Genomic DNA, 16919 nt, shown 5'->3' with positions numbered 1-16919 from the left:
CGATTCGAAGCCGTCAGCCCGGGTAGGGGTGCGGGAACCAGACCGTCACGATGAGGCCTCCGCCGGTGCGGGGCGTCAGCACGAGGGTGCCGCCGTGGGTCTGGGTGATGCGCTGGACGATCGCGAGGCCGAGGCCCACCCCGGCGTGCTCCGCCCCGCGCGTGCGCTCGGTGCCGCGCTGGAAGGGCTCGACGAGCGTCGCGACCTGGGAGGCGTGCAGCTCCGCACCGGTGTTCTCCACGACGAGGGCCACCGCATGCGGAAGGGAATGCGTGCGCACCGCGACCGAGCCGCCGCCGTCGGCGCGGTTGTGGACGATCGCGTTGGCGACGAGGTTCATGACGAGCTGCGGCAGCAGGGCGGAGGAGCCGAGCACGGGCGCCGGCACGCCGGACACCTCCACCTCGACCCCGCGGCGGTCGGCGAGCGGGAGGAGGGCCTCGACGGATTCCTCGGCCAGGAGCGACAGATCGACGAGCGTCCGCGGGAAGGTGCGCTGATCCGCTCTGCTCAGCAGCAGCAGCGCCTCGGTGAGGTCGATCGCGCGTGTGTTCACCTCGCGGAGCCGGTCGATCAGGGCGTCGACGTCGCGGTCGGGATCGGTGCGGGCCACGTCGAGGAGCGTCTGCGAGATGGCCAAGGGCGTCCGCAGTTCGTGCGAGGCGTTCGCGGCGAAGCGCTGCTGCTCGGCGACGTGTGCCTCCAGCTGCTCCAGCATCGTGTCGAAGACGTCGGCGAGGTCGCGGAACTCGTCGCTGGGGCCCTCCATGCGGATCCGGTGCGACAGGGAGCCCTGCGCCGCGAGCCGTGCGGCGTCGCCGATGCGGTCGAGAGGCGCCAGCATCCGTCCGGCGAGCAGCCAGCCGCCGCCGAGACCGATCGCGAGCAGGGCGACCATCACCATCACGGCGACCGGCACGAACGCCCGGATCAGATCCGAGCGGTTGGGGACGAAGAACTCGACGACGGGGATCTGCACGTCCGGCACGTAGCGCAGCAGATACGCCGCCACCGCCCCGAGGAGCAGTGCGCCGGAGACGACGACGATGCCCGCGTAGCTCAGCGTCAGCTTGAGGCGGACGCTCAGCCCCCTCCGCCTAGGCATCCGCGTCGGCCCCGATCCGGTAGCCGACGCCGGGCACCGTGAGGATCAGCCACGGCTCTCCGAGGCGCTTGCGCAGCGAGGAGACGGTGATGCGGACGGCGTTCGTGAACGGGTCGGCGTTCTCGTCCCACGCCCGCTCCAGCAGCTCCTCGGCACTGACCACCCCGCCCTCGGCATCGACGAGCACCTCCAGCACGGCGAACTGCTTGCGGGTGAGGGCGACGTAGCGGCCGTCGCGGTAGACCTCGCGGCGGAACGGGTCGAGGCGCAGCCCGGCGATCTCCAGCACCGGCGGCCGCGCGCGCTGCCGGCGGCGGTCGAGGGCACGCAGCCGCAGCACCAGCTCCCGCAGCTCGAACGGCTTGGTGAGGTAGTCGTCGGCGCCGAGCTCGAACCCGGACGCCTTGTCGTCGAGGCGGTCGGCGGCCGTGAGCATGAGGATGGGGATGCCGCTGCCCGAGGCGACGATCCACCGCGCGATGTCGTCACCGGACGGACCGGGCACGTCGCGGTCGAGGATCGCGATGTCGTACGCGTTGATGCTCAGGAGCTCGAGCGCGGTGTCGCCGTCGCCGGCGATGTCGGCCGCGATCGCCTCGAGCCGCAGCCCGTCGCGGATCGCCTCGGCGAGGTAGGGCTCGTCCTCGACGATCAGCACACGCATGGCAGCGATCCTACGCAGTGCGGCATATCGCCGGTGTATGGAAAAGGCCATACGCCGTGGCAACCGCGGCCTCTCTTCACTGGAAGCATGAACGACCTCCGCACCCCCCGAGCCGTCCGCGCCCGGCGCCGTCGGCGGATCGCCACCACGGCGTCCGTGCTGGCGCTCGCCGTGGTCGCCGCCGTCGCCGTGCAGCAGTCGCTGTCGGCCGCGTTCGCCGAGACCGCCCCGATCGTCACGCCCGCCACCTCCGGTTCCGATTCCGAGCCGCACGCGCCCACCGGGTCGGTGCTCGCCCCGAGCGACGCCGATGGCGTGATCCGCGACGGCGACCAGCCCACGGTGTTCGACGTCGACAGGGTCGCCGTCGGCAACCTCGACCCCGCGCTGCTCGACGCCCTCCAGCGCGCCGCCTCCGATGCGGAGGCCGACGGGGTGACCTTCCTCGTGAACAGCGGATGGCGTTCGGCGGCGCTGCAGGAGCAGCTGCTCCGCGACGCGATCGACGACTACGGCTCGGAGGAGGAGGCGCGCCGCTGGGTGGCGACCGCGGAGACCTCGGCGCACGTCTCCGGCGACGCCGTCGACCTCGGTCCGCTCCCCACTCTCGACTGGCTCACGCAGCGCGGATGGCGCTACGGCCTCTGCCAGACCTACGGCAACGAGTCCTGGCACTACGAGCTGCGACCGGAGGCTGTCGATGACGGCTGTCCCGCACCGTACGCCGACCCCACCGAAGACCCGAGGATGCAGCGATGACGGCTCTGCTCGCGGAGGGGATGACCCTGTCCCGCCTCCACGCACCGACGCTGTCCACCCTTCCGGCCGCCGTGGCCGAGAACCTCCGTCGTGTGCGGGAAGCCGCCGCTGTGCCCGTCATGGCCGTGGTGAAGGCCGATGCCTACGGTCATGGCATGGTGGCCGTGGCGACCGCCGCCGTGGCCGCGGGGGCCGAGTGGCTCGGGGTCACCGACGTCGCCGAGGGGGTCGCGCTGCGCGAGGCCGGACTGCGCGTGCCGATCCTCGCCTGGCTGCACCCCGCGGGCATCGACGCGCCGCGCGCGGCCGCCGCGGGGGTCGACGTGGCCGTGGGCTCCGTGGAGGAGCTGCGTCAGCTCGCGGCCGATGCCGCGGCTCCGGTGCGTGTGCATCTGCATCTCGACACCGGGATGGCGCGGGGAGGGTGTCCCGTCGAGGACTGGGATGCGCTGCTGCGCACGGCGAGGGCGGCCCGGGGCCGGATCGAGGTCGTCGGGGTGATGGGACACCTCCCCCGCGCCGACGCCGCGGATCCGCGCGCGAACGCGGCCGCGGTGCTGCGGATGCGCCAGGGGAGGGACGCGGTCCTGCGCGCCGGCTTCGGACCGCTGCTCGTGCATCTCGCGGCGACCTCGGGCGCCCTGACCGATCCCGCGACGCACTTCGACATGGTGCGCGTGGGGGCCGCCCTCGTGGGGATCGACCCGTCCGAGACGGTGTCGCTGATCGGGGCTTCGCGTTTCACCGCTCCCGTGGTGCACAGCGCCGCGGTGCCGGCCGGCACCGTCGTGGGCTACGGCGGGACGCACACGACGGCCGCGGCCACGCACCTGAGCGTGGTGGGTGTCGGATACGCCGACGGCATCCCGCGGGAGATCGCGCCGGGAGCGGGGGTGGAGATCGGAGGGGAACGGCATCCGATCGTCGGCCGGGTGTCGATGGATCAGATCGTCGTCGACACCGGGGGGAGGGCGTTCCCCCGAGGAGCGGTCGCGACGGTGTTCGGGCCGGACGGCGGCGCGGTGCCGTCGGTGCAGGAGTGGGCACGGTGGGCGGGCACCATCCCGCACACCATCGTCACGGGCATCGGCCCGCGGGTGAAGAGGAGCGTGGCATGACGATGAAGGTCCTGGTCATCGGAGGGGGACAGAATCCCGAGCACGAGGTGTCGCTCGCCTCGGCGGCCGCGGTCGCCGCGGCGCTGCGGTTGGGGGGACACACCGTCACGACCGTGACGATCGACCGAGACGGCGTGTGGCGGGCCGACGGCATCCCGCCCGGCGCGAGTCCGGCGGCATCGTTGCAGGAGGCCCTGCCGCTGCTCGCGGCGAGCGACGTCGTGTTCCCTGCGGTGCACGGTGCGCTCGGGGAGGACGGCGCCCTCGCGGCGCTGTGCGCGCTCGCCGGGGTTCCCGTGGTCGGCTCCGCGCTGGGGGCGGGCGCGCTCGGCATGGACAAGTGGGCCACGAAGCTGGTGGCCCAGGCCGTGGGGCTGCGCACCGCCCGGGGGCGGCTGGTCGCCGCGGAGGACATCGGCGACGTGGAGTTCGAGGGCGCCGTCGTGGTCAAACCGGTGACGGCCGGCTCGAGCCATGGCGTGAGCCTGGTGACGGAGGAGGGCGACCTGCTCACGGCGCTGCGGGGGGCGGCGCGCTTCGACCGGCGGATCCTGGTCGAGGAGGTCGTGCACGCGCGGGAGATCGACGTCGCCGTGCTGCGGGAGAAGGGCGGGGTGCGGTGGGCCGCCCCGCCCCTGGAGATCCACGCCCCCGGGCTCTTCGACACCGCGACGAAGTACGACGGCACGGCCTGCTTCACGGTTCCCGCGCAGCTCGATGCGGCCGCCACGTCGGCGCTCAAGAGAGCCGCGATCGCGATGTTCGACGCCCTGGGGTGCGACGGGGTCGCCCGCATGGACTTCTTCCTCACGGACGACGGCCCCGTGCTCAACGAGGTCAACACGATGCCGGGGCTGACCGCCGCCTCCCAGGTGCCGCGGATGTTCGCGGCGGCCGGGGTGGACTACGTCGACCTCGTGGACCGGCTCGTGCGCGCGGCCGTGTGAGAAGGCCTCGACACGGCGCCTGCGGAGGCGGATGCTGGGGACATGGCAGCCTTCACAGCGGAGAACGCGTTCAGCGGCTTCAGCGTCGACGACATCGACGCGGCGAGAGAGTTCTACGGCACGACCCTCGGGCTCGACGTCGAGGTCAATGCGATGGGGTTCCTCGATCTGCGTCTGCCCCGCGGCGGGTCGATCCTCGTCTACGCGAAGCCGAACCACACCCCGGCGAGCTTCACGATCCTGAACTTCCCGGTGGCGGACGTCGATGCCGCCGTCGAGGAGCTCAACGAGCGCGGGGTGCAGACCAAGATCTACGGCGACGACGAGTTCCCGTCGGACTCCCGCGGCATCGTCCGCGGGAACGGGCAGGGACCGGACATCGCGTGGTTCCGCGACCCCGCGGGCAACGTGCTCGCGGTCATGCAGGCCTGACGGGGCCCGCCTCGCTCACAGCCGGTCGACCGCCGTCACCGTCACGACCGCCTCGCCGGCCTCGTCCGACGCGGCGAGGTCGACCGTGGCGCTGATGCCCCAGTCGTGATCGCCGGCCGGGTCGTCGATGATCTGCCGCGCCGTCCACGCGGTCGGCCCCTCCGTGAGCAGCAACATGCGGGAGCTCCGGGCGTCCGGGCCGGTGCCGATGTCGTCGTGCTCCGCGAAGTACGCGTCCAGCGCGTCCGACCAGGCGGCGGCGCCGAACGACGGGTCGAGCTCGGCCAGCGCGTCCACGTCCTCGCGGGCGGCGAGCTGCACCCGTCGGATGAGCTCGTTGCGCACCAGCGTGCGGAAGGCGCGGGTGTTGCTCGTGAGGCGCTTCGGCGCCGGCGGCACGATCGGCTCGTCGGTCTCGCCGCGGGCGGCGGTCCCGGCGGTCAGCTCGCTCCACTCGTCGAGCAGGCTGGAGTCGATCTGGCGCACGAGCTCGCCGAGCCAGGCGATGAGGTCGTGGAGGTCCTCGTCCTTCCGCTCCTCGGGGATCGTCTGGGAGGCGGCGCGATACGCGTCCGACAGGTACCGCAGGACGACGCCCTCGGAGCGGGCGATCTTGTAGAACGCGACGTACTCGCCGAACGACATGGCCCGCTCGTACATGTCGCGGACGACGGACTTCGGGTGCAGCGCGAAGTCCCGGATCCACGGCTGCGCCGCGCTGAAGGTCTCGAAGGCCGCGTTGAGGAGCTCCTCCAGGGGCTTCGGGTAGGTGATCGCCTCGAGGAGCTCCATGCGCTCGTCGTACTCGATGCCCTCGCGCTTCATCGCGGCGACCGCCTCGCCCCGCGCGAGGAACTCCTGCTGGCTGAGCACGGCGCGCGGATCGTCGAGCGTCGCCTCGACGATCGAGATCATGTCGAGCGCGTACGACCCCGTCCCCACCCCCTGGTCCCCCGAGCCCGCCGGGGTCCCTGAGCCTGTCGAAGTCTGGGTCCCTGAGCCTGTCGAAGTCTGGGTCCCTGAGCCTGTCGAAGGGTCCAGCAGATCGAACGCCGCGAGGGCGAACGGGGAGAGCGGCTGGTTGAGCGCGAAGTTGGGTTGCAGGTCGACCGTGAGCCGGACGCCCTTCGGCGCTCCGGGCACGTCCGTGTCGAAGGTCTCCACGACGCCCGATTCGCGGAGCGTGCGGAAGATCGCGAGGGCGCGGAGGGCGAGCGCGCGCTGCCGGGTGCGCGACTCGTGGTTGTCGAAGACGAGCCGGCGGACGTTCCCGAACACATCGCCGCCCCGGGCGATCACGTTGAGCAGCATCGCGCTGGTGATCTGCATGTGCGAGGTCAGGGTCTCCGGCGTCGCGTCGATGAGCTTCCGGAACGACGGCTCGCCCCACGAGACGAAGCCGTCGGGGGCCTTCTTACGGATGATCTTCCGCTTCTTCTTCGGGTCGTCGCCGGCCTTGCGGATCGCGGCGAGGTTCTCGGTCTCGTGCTCCGGTGCCTGGGCGACGACGGTACCAGCGGTGTCGTAGCCCGCGCGTCCGGCCCGGCCCGCGATCTGGTGGAACTCCCGCGCGTTGAGCTGGCGCATCCGCGTGCCGTCGAACTTCGTCAGCGCCGTGAGCAGCACGGTCCGGATGGGGACGTTGATGCCCACGCCCAGGGTGTCGGTGCCGCAGATGACCCGGAGGAGACCGCGCTGGGCGAGCTGCTCCACGAGTCGGCGGTACTTCGGCAGCATGCCGGCGTGGTGCACGCCGATGCCGGCCCGGAGGAAGCGGGAGAGTGTCTTGCCGAACGCCGTCGTGAAGCGGAACCCGCCGATGAGGGCGGCGATCTCGTCGCGCTGTTCGCGCGTCGCGACCTTCGTGCTCGACAGGGCCTGCGCCCGCTCCATGGCCGCCGCCTGCGAGAAGTGCACGATGTAGATCGGCGCCTGGCCCGTGTTGAGCAGGTCGTCGATGGTCTCGTGGATGGGCGTCGTCTCGTAGAAGAAGTGCAGGGGGACCGGGCGCTCGACTCCCGTGACCGAGGCGGTCTCCCGGCCGGTGCGGCGCGTGAGGTCGGCGGCGAGGGTGGTGACGTCGCCGAGGGTGGCCGACATCAGCACGAACTGCGCCTGCGGGAGCTCGAGGAGCGGCACCTGCCAGGCCCATCCGCGGTCGGGGTCGCCGTAGAAGTGGAACTCGTCCATGACGACGAGGCCGACCTCGGCGGCGTCGCCCTGACGCAGCGCCAGGTTCGCGAGGATCTCCGCGGTGCAGCAGATGATGGGGGCGTCCGCGTTCACGGCGGAGTCTCCCGTGACCATCCCCACGTTCTCGGCGCCGAACACGTCCGCCAGCGCGAAGAACTTCTCGCTCACGAGGGCCTTGATCGGTGCCGTGTAGTAGCTCCGGCGTCCGCCGACCAGTGCGGCGAAATGGGCGCCGACCGCGACGAGCGACTTCCCGGTGCCCGTCGGCGTGGACAGGATGACGTTCGCGCCGGAGACGATCTCGATGAGCGCCTCGTCCTGCGCGGGGTACAGGCTGATGCCGGTCGACTCCGCCCACTCCACGAAGGTGAGGTACACCGCATCGGCGTCCGCCGCGTCGGGAACGAGCGAGGGTCCGAGCCGCGGCGTGGGAGTCATGGTCCTTCGATCATCCCATCTGCGTCATGTCGCCGATCCCGCGACCCCGAGCGCGGTGAGCAGCTCGTACGCCGTGGAACGCGCGTGCACGATCACGGTGCCGAGCTGCGACGACGAGGCCGACACCGACAGCAGGAGCTGGCCGTAGGGCGCGAGGATGAAGCTGAGCAGCGCCATCTGGTTCTCGCCGATGGACAGCGACACGATGGCCGACAGCGTCGGCTCCGTCCCTCCCGCGATGATCTCGGCCTCGGCCCGCGCGACCCCGAACAGCGAGCCGTTCATCGCGGCGAGCTGCTCGCCACCGTCGGGGTCGACGCCGAGGGAGGCGATGTGGAGGCCGTCCGCGGTGCCGAGGACCGCGGTCGTCAGCTCCGGGAAGCGCTCCTCCAACTGCTGCAGACGGGTCTGGGCCGACGGTCCGACGATGCGCGACCACAGCGCCCAGTTGCCGGCGACGTCGGGATGCATGCGGGACGGATCGGGCGTCGTGGCGGCGTCGTGCCGCCCGGCGGGTCCGGTCATGGCTTCTCCTCCGGAAGATCGAGAGCGGCACCGGCGACGCGCATCACGCTGTCGCGGTCGCGCGCGTCGGCCGCGAGGACACGCGCGGCCGGGATGCCGTGCCGCGCGAGCACAGGGGTGAGGACGCGGCGGATGTCGCCGATCGCTCGTCCGGCGGTGTGGCTGACGGCGATCGCGACCCGATGCTCCTCGCCCGCGAACACGTCCAGCCACTCCTCGGCGTCGGCGACGAGGGTGTCGCGGTCCGCGCGCAGCCACAGCAGCACCCGAGTGCCGGGGAGCGAGACGCGCTGTCGCGCCGACGCGAAGCGCTGCTGTCCCGGGATGCCGATGAGCGCGATGGAGACCTCCGGCGTCGGCCGCCAGGTCCCGTAGTCGAGCCCGACGGTCGTCGTGGTCTTGCCGTCACCGCTCGTGAGGGACATCGGCACGTCGGTGTCCACCGGCGGCACGTCGCTCAGGGCGCGGACCGCGGTCGTCTTGCCCGCGCCCACCGGACCGGCGAAGATCACGCGGTACCGCTCCGGCAGATCCGTCCGCCGCCGACGCGGGCGCCTCATCGTCCGCTCCGCGGGACCGGACTCTCTCCGTCGCCCTCTCCCGAGGCCGCTCCCCACGGCCCCACGGATCACGCGCCGAGGGCGGCGACCCGGCGGTTCACCGAGGAGCGCAGCAGGGCGAGGTTCGTGGCCTGGCGATCGGCGGCCAGGTAGATGAACAGGTCGTCGTCGAGCATCTTGAGCAGGTGCAGCTGCGTGTTCAGCGTCAGCAGCATGTCCTCGAGCTCGCCGTCGATGCCGAGGGCGTCGATCGTGCGCTTCTTGTTCTTCACGATCTCGCTGTTGAACGCGCTCGCGACCTCGAGGTCGAAGTCCGGACGGACGGAGCTCGACGCGAGCGGCAGCCCCGATTCGAGGTCGACGATCGACGCCCCGATGAATCCGTTGATGTCGCGCTCGATGTCCGCCAGCAGCGTGTTGAGCTGATCTTGCGTGGCCATGGTTCTCCCCAGTCGTCTGCGTCGCGCGCAGCAGCGACCGCCCTGTGCGGTCGTCCCCGGCGCCGCGCGACCTGTGAAGTGTATAACGTTACTCGACGAGGGGGCCAGTCTCAGACCGAGGTCGCTGCGCGGAGGGCGATGCGGACCATGTCGCCGAACGTCTGCTCGCGCTCCCGGGCCGTGGTCTCCTCGCCGGTGACGATGTGGTCGCTGACCGTGCAGATCGCGAGCGCGCGGCGTCCGTGGAAGGCGGCGAGCGTGTACAGCCCTGCCGCCTCCATCTCGACGCCGAGGATGCCATGCTGCACGAAGGGCGCGGTGAGCTCCGGACGGGTGCTGTAGAACTGATCGCTCGAGAACAGCGGCCCGACGTGGACCGTGGAGGAGAGGGGCTCGTTCTCGCTCGCCTCCACCGCCGCGCGCAGCAGGGCGAAGTCGGCGAGCGGAGCGTAGTCGAGGCCGTGGAAGCGCACGCGGTTGATCCCGGAGTCGGTGCTCGCGCCGTTGGCGATGATGATGTCGCGCACTGCGAGCCTCTCGGTCAGCGCGCCGCAGGACCCCACGCGGACGATCGTCTGCACGTCGTACTCCGTGAACAGCTCCGTCGCGTAGATCGCCATCGACGGCTGCCCCATGCCCGAGCCCTGGACGGAGACCCGATGTCCCTCCCAGGTGCCGGTGAAGCCCAGCATCCCGCGCGTCTCGGAGTACAGCTCGGCGTCGTCGAGGAAGGTCTCGGCGATCCACCTCGCCCGCAGCGGGTCGCCGGGGAACAGCACGATGGGGGCGATCTGACCGGGTTCCGCGGCGATGTGGGTGCTCATCCGCTCAGCGTACTCAGCCCTCGCGACGGCGGACGATCTCCCCGATCCAGAGGGGGGCGAAGGGGGAGGTGCAGCCCGGGGCCGTGGGGTAGTCGGCCAGGACCTGGAGCCGCTCGCCGATCTCCACCGCCCGTGCGCGCAGGTCCGGATGGAAGATGCCGATGTTCGCGAGGGTCTCGTTCATGGCCCACTGCAGGCGCGGCGGGGCCTGCTGCAGGTCGCGCTCGACGAGGTCGAGGAGGTGCGACAGGTCGAGGCCGTCGGCGTCCTTCGTCACCCGGACCGTCGTGAGCGACCACGCGGCGGCGGCGACGGTGGGATCGGCGTCGGCGAACCAGCGACGGCGCAGCTCCTCGGCGAGGGGCGACTTCTTGAGCACGTAGTTCACGAACCAGTCGTTCACCTTGGGCGGACGGGTCTCGCGCAGCATCGTGTCGAGCTCGTCGGCGGTGAAATCGGCCGGGCGGCACACGAGCAGGGCGAGCAGCCGGGCGGAGGTCTCACCCGTCGCCCAGAGCTCCCGCGCGAGGGGCTGGTCGGTCTTGATGCGCTTCGCGAGAGCGCGCATCCGGCTCAGGTTGATGCCGTGGTCGTCGCCGCGCTTCTCGTTCGCCGCGCGCTGCTTCGGGTCTTCCAGCGCCGCGAGCTCCGCCAGCGCCTCCTCCACTGTCATCCCGCCAGGGTAACCCTCGTCGACCCACCCCTTACGGTGCGTCCCGGCCCGTTGCGGACGTACTCACGGGGCCGGGAGGCGCGAAAGGGGGTGGGTCGGCGGGAGGTCAGTCCTCGTCCAGAAGCTCGCCGCGGATGCGACGGAGGTCTTCCATGAGGGAGCCGACGAGGATCCAGTGCTGCGAGGACGGCGGACGGATCACGAGCGGAGCCGTCAGCGCCGGGATCGCGGAGGTCAGCGTCTCGGGCTCCGCGGAGGGCGCCGTGGTCTGCACCGCGAGACGCACGTCGTGCCCGGCCCGGCGGAGCTGCTCGGCGATCGCCGCCACCGCGGGCTCCTCGCCGAGCCGGTCGTCGTAGTGATCGAAGTAGGCGCGGGTCATGCCGATGGTCTGCGTGACGATGGGCGAGAGCCGGTCGAGCAGCGCCTTCAGCTCCTGCAGGTCGGCACGATGGGTCGAACGCCGCGGATTCAGCGTGAGCGACTCCTCCCCGGCGGCGATGGCGGCGGCCGCGGCATCCTTCATGGGCCGCAGCAGCCGCACCTCGACCATGAGCTCCTGCAGCCGCGCCGGCGTCTGCGGGGCGGGCAGGGCGTCCGCCAGGCGATCGAGGCTCGCGGCGAGCTCCCGCCCGAGCAGCCCCACGTTCCGCCGCGCCGGCTCGACGAGCACCGGGGGCACGATCAGCGCGTTCACGACGATGCCGATCACCACCCCGATCAGGGTCTCCCCGATCCGGGCGACCGCATACTCCGGACTCGACGACCCGAGCGCCAGCACGAGCATCGCCGAGATCGCGACCTGGTTGCCGGTGCCGGGGGACGCCCGGAAGACCCACGCCACGAGCATCGCGACGACGATCGCCAGCAGCACGATCCAGCTCGGCGAGCCGAGCAGCAGGCCGAGACCGACCGCGATGACGACCCCGACGATCACGCCGATGCTGCGCTCGAGCGCCTTCGACAGCGATTGGTTGACGCTCGGCTGCACGACCAGGAGCGCGGCGATCGCGGCGAACACCGGCAGCTGCCCGGGGAAGACCCAGCCCGCGATCAGCCACGCGGCGATGGTCGCCGCGGCCGACTTCACCACCTGCAGCAGGGGGGAGCGCTGGGAGGCGCGGATCGCGGCGGGGATGCGCATGACCTCCACGGTAGTCGCGCCGATGTCAACCCCATCGCCCTTCTCGCGCGCAGCAGGCTGAATGGAGGCACACGAACGACGAACAAGTGAGGAGCATCCCCATGGTGCAGATCATCGAGACCATCGACGTCGACGTTCCCGTCCGCACGGCGTACAACCAGTGGACGCAGTTCGAGAGCTTCCCGAAGTTCCTCGACGAGGTCGTCTCCATCACGCAGATCGACGAGACCCGCACGCACTGGAAGGTGAACGTGGGGGGCGCGGAGCGTGAGTTCGACGCCGAGATCACCGAGCAGCACCCGGATGAGCGTGTCGCGTGGAACAGCGTCGGCGGGGAGACCGAGCACGCGGGCGTCGTGACGTTCCACAAGCTCGACGACGACACCACGCGGGTGACCGTCCAGCTCGACTGGGCGCCGGAGGGGCTGCTGGAGAAGGTCGGCGCTCTGGTCGGCGCGGGATCCCACGCGGTGAAGAAGGATCTGAAGAACTTCAAGGAGTTCATCGAGGGCCGTGGCGTCGAGACCGGCGCCTGGCGCGGTGACGTGGACGCCTGACACCTCTGCTTCGAGGCCCGGGACCGCTGTCGGCGGCCCGGGCCTCGTCGCGTGTGCGGGCTGCGGACGTCGGACGCCCGTGCTTGCATGGGCGCATGGACACGAGGGAGCGTCTGCGCGGGGAGGGGCGGGCCGTCCTCGCGACCGTGGTCTGCTTCGTCGGGGGAGCGCTCGCCGGGGCGCTGCTCCTCGCCGGTCCGCCGCGGCCGCTGACGGGGGAGGGCGGTGTCGCGGTGCCCGCCGCGGGAGTCGCCGGCGGCGTGGCGGCCCTGGCCTTCGTCGTCAGCACGCTCCTGCACCGTCGGGGGGAGGCCGCGGGGATGCCGCGCTGGCAGCGGGCGGTGTCACGGCTCTCCGCCGCGGCCCTCACCGTCGCGATCGGGGCCGTGACGGCGATGGGCGTGCTGCTCGCCGCCGAGGTCCTCACGGCGGGACTGCGGGGTCTCGCGCTCGGGGCGGTCGGCGGCGGGCTGCTCACGGGGGTCGCGGCCGCGGTCGGCGGACGGCTCGCGTTCGGCGCCGGAATCGGTCTCCGGACGGCCGATCTCGCCGGGCTCCTGTTCGGGTTCCTCGTGATCGGCACCCTGTTCGCGATGGTGACCGCCGTCGACCCCCGGTGGTGGGAGCAGAACTTCTCGCAACTCGGCGTGGGGTGGGCGTTCAACGGCACCCTCGTCGTGGCCGGGCTGCTGGTCGCCACCGTCGGCGCGTACATCGGCCGCGACCTGCACCGGCTGCTCGGCGACGACGCGCTGTCCCGGATCGCGGCCGTGGTCGTGCTGTGGGCCGCGGCCGGACTCGCGCTCGCCGGGGTCGGGCTCCTTCCGCTGTACCGGGCCCCCGTGCCGCACGACATCGCGGCCGTCGCGGCGCTGCTCCTCTTCCTCGGGGCCGCCGCCGCGACCACCGTCATCGTCCCCGGTCGGCCCCTGGCCCTCGTGGTGACCTCCGTCGCGGTCGGGGCGCTCGTGGTCGCGGCCGTGCTGCTGTGGTGGCCGCTCGGATTCTTCCCGGTGACCGCGGTGGAGGCGGTCGTCGTCGGGCTCGGGCTGCTGTGGATGACGACGCTCGTGCGGGTGCTCGCGATCGTCGTGCCGGAGGGGACCCGTCCGTCCGCGCGGCTCTCGCTCCGGCAGGACAGGCGGTCGCGCGGGCTCAGGCGGGTGGGCGCACCAGGAGCCTGATGCGGCGCGGGCGCCTGTGTCGGCATAGGGACCCGAGGGCGGCGGGGGCGCGGAAGATAGGGCATCCGTCCGATGTCGAGGGGACACCTCAGAGCGGAGTGTAGGGATACACCGAACCGTCGAGGAGACATCATGTTCGACCACCCGTATCTCAGCCACCAGGTCATCGTCTTCGAGCAGGAGCAGATGGAACGCGCGGTCGCCCGGCGCCGGATGCTCCTGGAGCGCGCGGATCAGATCGTGCCGCGCCCGGAGGGTCCGCTGCGCCGGTGGCTGCGCCGCCACGGACGGCGGGCGGCGGCGCCGCCGGCGCCCCACGCGGGAGCGTGCGATCCGGCTCTCGCGCGATGACCGACGGCGTCGTGCTGTCCTTCCCCTCGGGCCCTCCGGATGTCCGAGGGGAGTGGCACGATGGGTCCATGGCCCCAGCCCCCACCGCCGCGATGGTCGGGCGTGACGCCGAGCTCGCCGAGATGCGCCGCCTGTTCGACGGCGTGCGCGACGGCGTGCCCGCCGCGCTGCTGGTCGAGGGGGAGGCGGGGATCGGCAAGTCCCGGCTGGTGCGGGAGTTCGCCACCGGGGTCGCCGATGCCGCCGACGTGCACGTCGGGTGGTGCCTCGACCTCGGCACCTCGCGCGCACCGTTCGGGCCGCTCGCCGGCATCCTCCGCTCCATCGTGGAGCGCATGGGTGCGGACCGCGTGCGCGAGGCGGTCGGGGTGGGCGTCGAGGCGCTCGGCATGCTGCTGCCCGAACTCGTCGACGCTCCCGCGCCCCGCGACCGCACGAGTCCCGAACGCCTGCGCGACGCGATCGCGTCGCTCATCGAGGCCGCCACGGAGCTGGCGCCGCAGGTCGTCCTCATCGAAGACCTGCACTGGGCCGACGACTCCACGCTCGCGATCCTCTCCTTCCTCCTCCGCACGCTCGACCACGGCCGGCTCCTGCTGCTCATCACGTGCCGCACCGACGACGTGCGCCGGGGCGATGCGGTGAGCCGCTTCATCGGCGAGGCGACGCGCGCGCGACTGCTCGAGCGGATGACGGTGTCGCGTCTCGACGACGACGCGGTCGGCGAGCTCGTGGCCCAGATCACGGGCCGCGCACCGACGGCGACGGCGCTGGAGCGGCTGCAGGTGCGTGCCGAGGGCGTGCCCTTCTTCGTCGAGGAGATCGCCGGGTGCGCTCAGGGGCCTTTGCCGGAGAGTCTGCGCGACCTCCTGCTCGCCCGCTTCGACCGCCTCGGGGACGACGCGCGCCGCGTGGTGCAGGTCATGTCCGGCGCGGAGCGACCGCTCACGGATCCTCTGCTGCTGCGCCTCGTCGAACTCCCGGAGGACCGCGTCGAGGACGCCGTCCGCGAGGCCGTGCGCAGCGGCATCATCGTCGTGGGCGAAGACGACTACGGGTTCCGGCACGCGCTGCTGCGAGAGGCCGTGCATGACGATCTGCTGCCGGGCGAGCGGGCCCGCCTGCATCGCGCGTACGCCGAGGCGCTGGAGGAGGGCGGCGGCGACGACGCGGCGGCCCTGGCGTACCACTGGCAGCTCGCACAGGACGACCGTCGGGCCATCGCGGCCGCCGCCGACGCCATGCGGCAGGCCAAGGCCCAGTACGCCTTCGCCAGCGCGGCGCGGTTCGGCGAGCTCGTCCTCGAACTCTGGCCCCTCGTGCCGGACGCGGCGGAGGCGACCGGGTTCGCGCGCCTCGACCTGCTCCATGTGCTCGGTTCCGTCCTGCGCAACGCCGGCGACGGAGAGCGGGCCCTGGCGGTCGCGAACGTCGCGCTGAGCGAGGTCGATCCGACGACGGTCGACCCGCGACTGCACGCCCGGCTGCTGCGGAACAAGGCGCTGTACCTCGTCAACCTCGGTCGTCTCGGAGCCATCCCGCTCCTCCAGGAGGCGCTCGCGCTCGCCGAACGCGTCGACGACGACGTGTTCCGCGCCGAGCTGCTGAACCAGCTCGCGAGTCGCCGCATGATCGCGGGCGACCGCGAGGAGGCCATCCGGCTCGCCGACGAGGCCGAGCGTCGCGCGGCGGGCGCGTCCACGACGGATCAGCTCTCGATCGCCGCGAACGTCCGCGGCGGGTCGCTCGCCCACCTCGGCCGGGTCGAGGAGGGGGTCCGCGAGTACGGGCGGGCGCGCGACCTCGCCGCCGGATCGACCGCGGAGATGCGCTACCGCGTCAACTACTCCGACCTGCTGACGCTGCTGGGCCGCTACCGGGAGGCGGTCGCCGTCGCGGAGGAGGGCCTGCGGCGAGCCCGTGAGCTCCGGGTCGAGCGCACCTCGGGCTCGATCATGGCGCAGAACATGATCGTGCCGCTGCTCGAGCTCGGGGAGATCGGTCAGGTCGAGGACATGCTCGCCCGCGACTTCCTGCAGGGCACGTTGCGGGTCTTCCGGATGTACGTGAGCATGACCAGGGTGCGGGTGCTCGCCTGGCGGGGTCGAGCGGCGGAGGCGGCGGAGACTCTGCAGGAGTGGCTCCCGGCGTTCGAGGAGACCGGGGTCTCGGAGCGGCAGATCTGGTATGACCGGATCACGATGCAGGTCGCCGTGGCGGAGAGCCGGGGCGACCTGCGCGGCGCGCTCGACGTGATCGGGGAGATGCTGGACGACGACAGGCCGGCGTTGCTGCATCAGCGCCGGCTGCTCCTGGAGGCCGGTGCCCTCGTGACGGCGCTGCGGGCGGGCGGCGCCGACGTCGGAGCGACGGCCGCGGCGGTCCGGAAGGCCTGGGAGGCGCAGCCGCCGGAACTCCAGGACGACGCGTGGTCGACGGTGCTGCAGGCCCTGCTCGACCCGGGTCCGGCCGCGGTCGACGAGGCGCTGCGCCGCGCGGACGGCGACGACGTTCCGGCCACCTTCCGCGTGGTGCTGCGGCTCGAGCGCGCTCGGCTGCACGTCGCCGCCGGGGAGCGCGCCGAGGCCGCTGCCCTGCTCGCCGCGGCGACGACCGCCGCGGAGGAGCTCGGTCATGTGCCGCTGCAGCAGACCCTGGCGCGGTTCGGCGAGGCGGCCGGGCTGCGGTCGTCCGGGCCCCGCGAGGTCGCCGACACGGAGCAGCTGACGGCCAGAGAACGGCAGGTGCTCGCCCTCATCGCGGAGGGACTGAGCAATCGCCAGATCGGGGAGCGCCTGTTCATCAGCGTGAAGACCGTCAGTGTCCACGTCTCGGCGGTGCTGCGGAAGCTCGGCGTGAGCACCCGCACCGAGGCGGCGCTCGCCCATCGGACGGCCGAAGAAGGGGCGCCCCGTCAGTCCGCCGTGGTAGCGTGACCGAGCACGCATGTCGGATCATCGGCATGGTGCAGGCCGCGTGAGCGGCCGGTCAACAGAAAGTAGAAA

Annotated in this window: 17 protein-coding genes; 8 read left to right on the top strand and 9 right to left on the bottom strand. The window is 72.3% G+C overall.

All coding sequences use genetic code 11. From position 1 onward, the window contains the following. Nucleotides 1–13: 13 nt before the first annotated feature. Together ACIQID_RS09250 and ACIQID_RS09245 are read right to left on the bottom strand one after the other, a co-directional pair. Nucleotides 14–1105, bottom strand: a complete 1092-nt coding sequence (locus tag ACIQID_RS09250) for a sensor histidine kinase (RefSeq protein WP_400284092.1) — start codon at nt 1103–1105, stop codon at nt 14–16. After that, nucleotides 1098–1769: a response regulator transcription factor gene (locus ACIQID_RS09245; RefSeq protein ID WP_400284089.1), complete on the bottom strand. Its 672-nt coding sequence runs from the start codon at nt 1767–1769 to the stop codon at nt 1098–1100. Before ACIQID_RS09245 ends, ACIQID_RS09250 begins: the two co-directional genes overlap by 8 nt. Before the next feature lie 87 nt (nt 1770–1856). Here ACIQID_RS09245 and ACIQID_RS09240 point away from each other — a divergent pair, with 87 nt between their 5' ends. The 4 genes from ACIQID_RS09240 to ACIQID_RS09225 are packed head-to-tail and all read left to right on the top strand — an operon-like array spanning nt 1857 to nt 5025. Beyond that, nucleotides 1857–2528, top strand: a complete 672-nt coding sequence (locus tag ACIQID_RS09240; protein ID WP_400284086.1) for a M15 family metallopeptidase — start codon at nt 1857–1859, stop codon at nt 2526–2528. Then, nucleotides 2525–3646 carry an alanine racemase gene (gene alr, locus ACIQID_RS09235; RefSeq protein WP_400284083.1) on the top strand — a complete coding sequence of 374 codons (1122 nt, stop codon included), beginning with the start codon at nt 2525–2527 and terminating at the stop codon, nt 3644–3646. The genes ACIQID_RS09240 and alr overlap by 4 nt, the downstream gene beginning before the upstream one ends. Further along, nucleotides 3643–4593 (top strand): D-alanine--D-alanine ligase, encoded by a 951-nt coding sequence (locus ACIQID_RS09230; RefSeq protein ID WP_400284080.1) that lies wholly within the window; start codon nt 3643–3645, stop codon nt 4591–4593. Before alr ends, ACIQID_RS09230 begins: the two co-directional genes overlap by 4 nt. Before the next feature lie 42 nt (nt 4594–4635). After that, entirely contained in the window at nt 4636–5025 is a 390-nt protein-coding gene (locus tag ACIQID_RS09225) for a VOC family protein (protein WP_312674073.1), read from the top strand. A gap of 15 nt (nt 5026–5040) precedes the next feature. Here ACIQID_RS09225 and ACIQID_RS09220 read toward each other — a convergent pair whose 3' ends face one another. From ACIQID_RS09220 to ACIQID_RS09190, 7 genes are all read right to left on the bottom strand, one after another. Further along, nucleotides 5041–7656, bottom strand: a complete 2616-nt coding sequence (locus ACIQID_RS09220; RefSeq protein ID WP_400284077.1) for a DEAD/DEAH box helicase — start codon at nt 7654–7656, stop codon at nt 5041–5043. A 24-nt stretch (nt 7657–7680) separates the two neighbouring features. After that, a complete protein-coding gene (locus tag ACIQID_RS09215; protein ID WP_312674070.1) occupies nt 7681–8181 on the bottom strand; it encodes a hypothetical protein in 501 nt (166 codons plus the stop codon). Continuing rightward, nucleotides 8178–8741 (bottom strand): hypothetical protein, encoded by a 564-nt coding sequence (locus ACIQID_RS09210; RefSeq protein WP_400284074.1) that lies wholly within the window; start codon nt 8739–8741, stop codon nt 8178–8180. Before ACIQID_RS09210 ends, ACIQID_RS09215 begins: the two co-directional genes overlap by 4 nt. Nucleotides 8742–8809: 68 nt before the next feature. After that, nucleotides 8810–9181 (bottom strand): hypothetical protein, encoded by a 372-nt coding sequence (locus ACIQID_RS09205; RefSeq protein ID WP_187663027.1) that lies wholly within the window; start codon nt 9179–9181, stop codon nt 8810–8812. A gap of 110 nt (nt 9182–9291) precedes the next feature. Beyond that, nucleotides 9292–10005, bottom strand: a complete 714-nt coding sequence (gene deoD, locus ACIQID_RS09200; RefSeq protein ID WP_400284071.1) for a purine-nucleoside phosphorylase — start codon at nt 10003–10005, stop codon at nt 9292–9294. Between the two features lie 13 nt (nt 10006–10018). Then, entirely contained in the window at nt 10019–10678 is a 660-nt protein-coding gene (locus ACIQID_RS09195) for a DNA alkylation repair protein (RefSeq protein WP_400284068.1), read from the bottom strand. A 106-nt stretch (nt 10679–10784) separates the two neighbouring features. Then, nucleotides 10785–11822, bottom strand: a complete 1038-nt coding sequence (locus tag ACIQID_RS09190) for an aromatic acid exporter family protein (RefSeq protein ID WP_400284065.1) — start codon at nt 11820–11822, stop codon at nt 10785–10787. Between the two features lie 101 nt (nt 11823–11923). Between ACIQID_RS09190 and ACIQID_RS09185 the strand changes: the two genes are divergently transcribed. From ACIQID_RS09185 to ACIQID_RS09170, 4 genes are all read left to right on the top strand, one after another. Then, complete coding sequence (locus ACIQID_RS09185) at nt 11924–12379, top strand: SRPBCC family protein (protein WP_312674061.1); 456 nt, start codon at nt 11924–11926, stop codon at nt 12377–12379. Between the two features lie 95 nt (nt 12380–12474). Next, complete coding sequence (locus tag ACIQID_RS09180) at nt 12475–13563, top strand: DUF998 domain-containing protein (RefSeq protein ID WP_400284062.1); 1089 nt, start codon at nt 12475–12477, stop codon at nt 13561–13563. A 132-nt stretch (nt 13564–13695) separates the two neighbouring features. After that, a complete protein-coding gene (locus ACIQID_RS09175; protein ID WP_400284059.1) occupies nt 13696–13914 on the top strand; it encodes a hypothetical protein in 219 nt (72 codons plus the stop codon). Nucleotides 13915–13982: 68 nt separating this feature from the next. Then, a complete protein-coding gene (locus ACIQID_RS09170) occupies nt 13983–16850 on the top strand; it encodes an AAA family ATPase (RefSeq protein ID WP_400284056.1) in 2868 nt (955 codons plus the stop codon). The last annotated feature ends 69 nt before the right edge of the window (nt 16851–16919 follow it).

The sequence above is a fragment of the Microbacterium sp. NPDC091676 genome, from assembly GCF_044756645.1.
Taxonomy (GTDB): domain Bacteria; phylum Actinomycetota; class Actinomycetes; order Actinomycetales; family Microbacteriaceae; genus Microbacterium; species Microbacterium paraoxydans_D.
This window is presented reverse-complemented; position numbering and strand designations above follow the sequence as displayed.

Excerpts from the sequence above, each read along its gene's own strand:
- ACIQID_RS09220 (WP_400284077.1), bottom strand. The coding sequence starts at position 7,656 with ATGACTCCCACGCCGCGGCTCGGACCCTCGCTCGTTCCCGACGCGGCG.
- ACIQID_RS09205 (WP_187663027.1), bottom strand. The coding sequence starts at position 9,181 with ATGGCCACGCAAGATCAGCTCAACACGCTGCTGGCGGACATCGAGCGC.
- ACIQID_RS09215 (WP_312674070.1), bottom strand. The coding sequence starts at position 8,181 with ATGACCGGACCCGCCGGGCGGCACGACGCCGCCACGACGCCCGATCCG.
- ACIQID_RS09250 (WP_400284092.1), bottom strand. The coding sequence starts at position 1,105 with ATGCCTAGGCGGAGGGGGCTGAGCGTCCGCCTCAAGCTGACGCTGAGC.
- ACIQID_RS09185 (WP_312674061.1), top strand. The coding sequence starts at position 11,924 with ATGGTGCAGATCATCGAGACCATCGACGTCGACGTTCCCGTCCGCACG.
- ACIQID_RS09240 (WP_400284086.1), top strand. The coding sequence starts at position 1,857 with ATGAACGACCTCCGCACCCCCCGAGCCGTCCGCGCCCGGCGCCGTCGG.
- ACIQID_RS09230 (WP_400284080.1), top strand. The coding sequence starts at position 3,643 with ATGACGATGAAGGTCCTGGTCATCGGAGGGGGACAGAATCCCGAGCAC.
- ACIQID_RS09170 (WP_400284056.1), top strand. The coding sequence starts at position 13,983 with ATGGCCCCAGCCCCCACCGCCGCGATGGTCGGGCGTGACGCCGAGCTC.
- ACIQID_RS09245 (WP_400284089.1), bottom strand. The coding sequence starts at position 1,769 with ATGCGTGTGCTGATCGTCGAGGACGAGCCCTACCTCGCCGAGGCGATC.
- ACIQID_RS09210 (WP_400284074.1), bottom strand. The coding sequence starts at position 8,741 with ATGAGGCGCCCGCGTCGGCGGCGGACGGATCTGCCGGAGCGGTACCGC.
- alr (WP_400284083.1), top strand. The coding sequence starts at position 2,525 with ATGACGGCTCTGCTCGCGGAGGGGATGACCCTGTCCCGCCTCCACGCA.
- deoD (WP_400284071.1), bottom strand. The coding sequence starts at position 10,005 with ATGAGCACCCACATCGCCGCGGAACCCGGTCAGATCGCCCCCATCGTG.
- ACIQID_RS09225 (WP_312674073.1), top strand. The coding sequence starts at position 4,636 with ATGGCAGCCTTCACAGCGGAGAACGCGTTCAGCGGCTTCAGCGTCGAC.
- ACIQID_RS09175 (WP_400284059.1), top strand. The coding sequence starts at position 13,696 with ATGTTCGACCACCCGTATCTCAGCCACCAGGTCATCGTCTTCGAGCAG.
- ACIQID_RS09190 (WP_400284065.1), bottom strand. The coding sequence starts at position 11,822 with ATGCGCATCCCCGCCGCGATCCGCGCCTCCCAGCGCTCCCCCCTGCTG.
- ACIQID_RS09195 (WP_400284068.1), bottom strand. The coding sequence starts at position 10,678 with ATGACAGTGGAGGAGGCGCTGGCGGAGCTCGCGGCGCTGGAAGACCCG.
- ACIQID_RS09180 (WP_400284062.1), top strand. The coding sequence starts at position 12,475 with ATGGACACGAGGGAGCGTCTGCGCGGGGAGGGGCGGGCCGTCCTCGCG.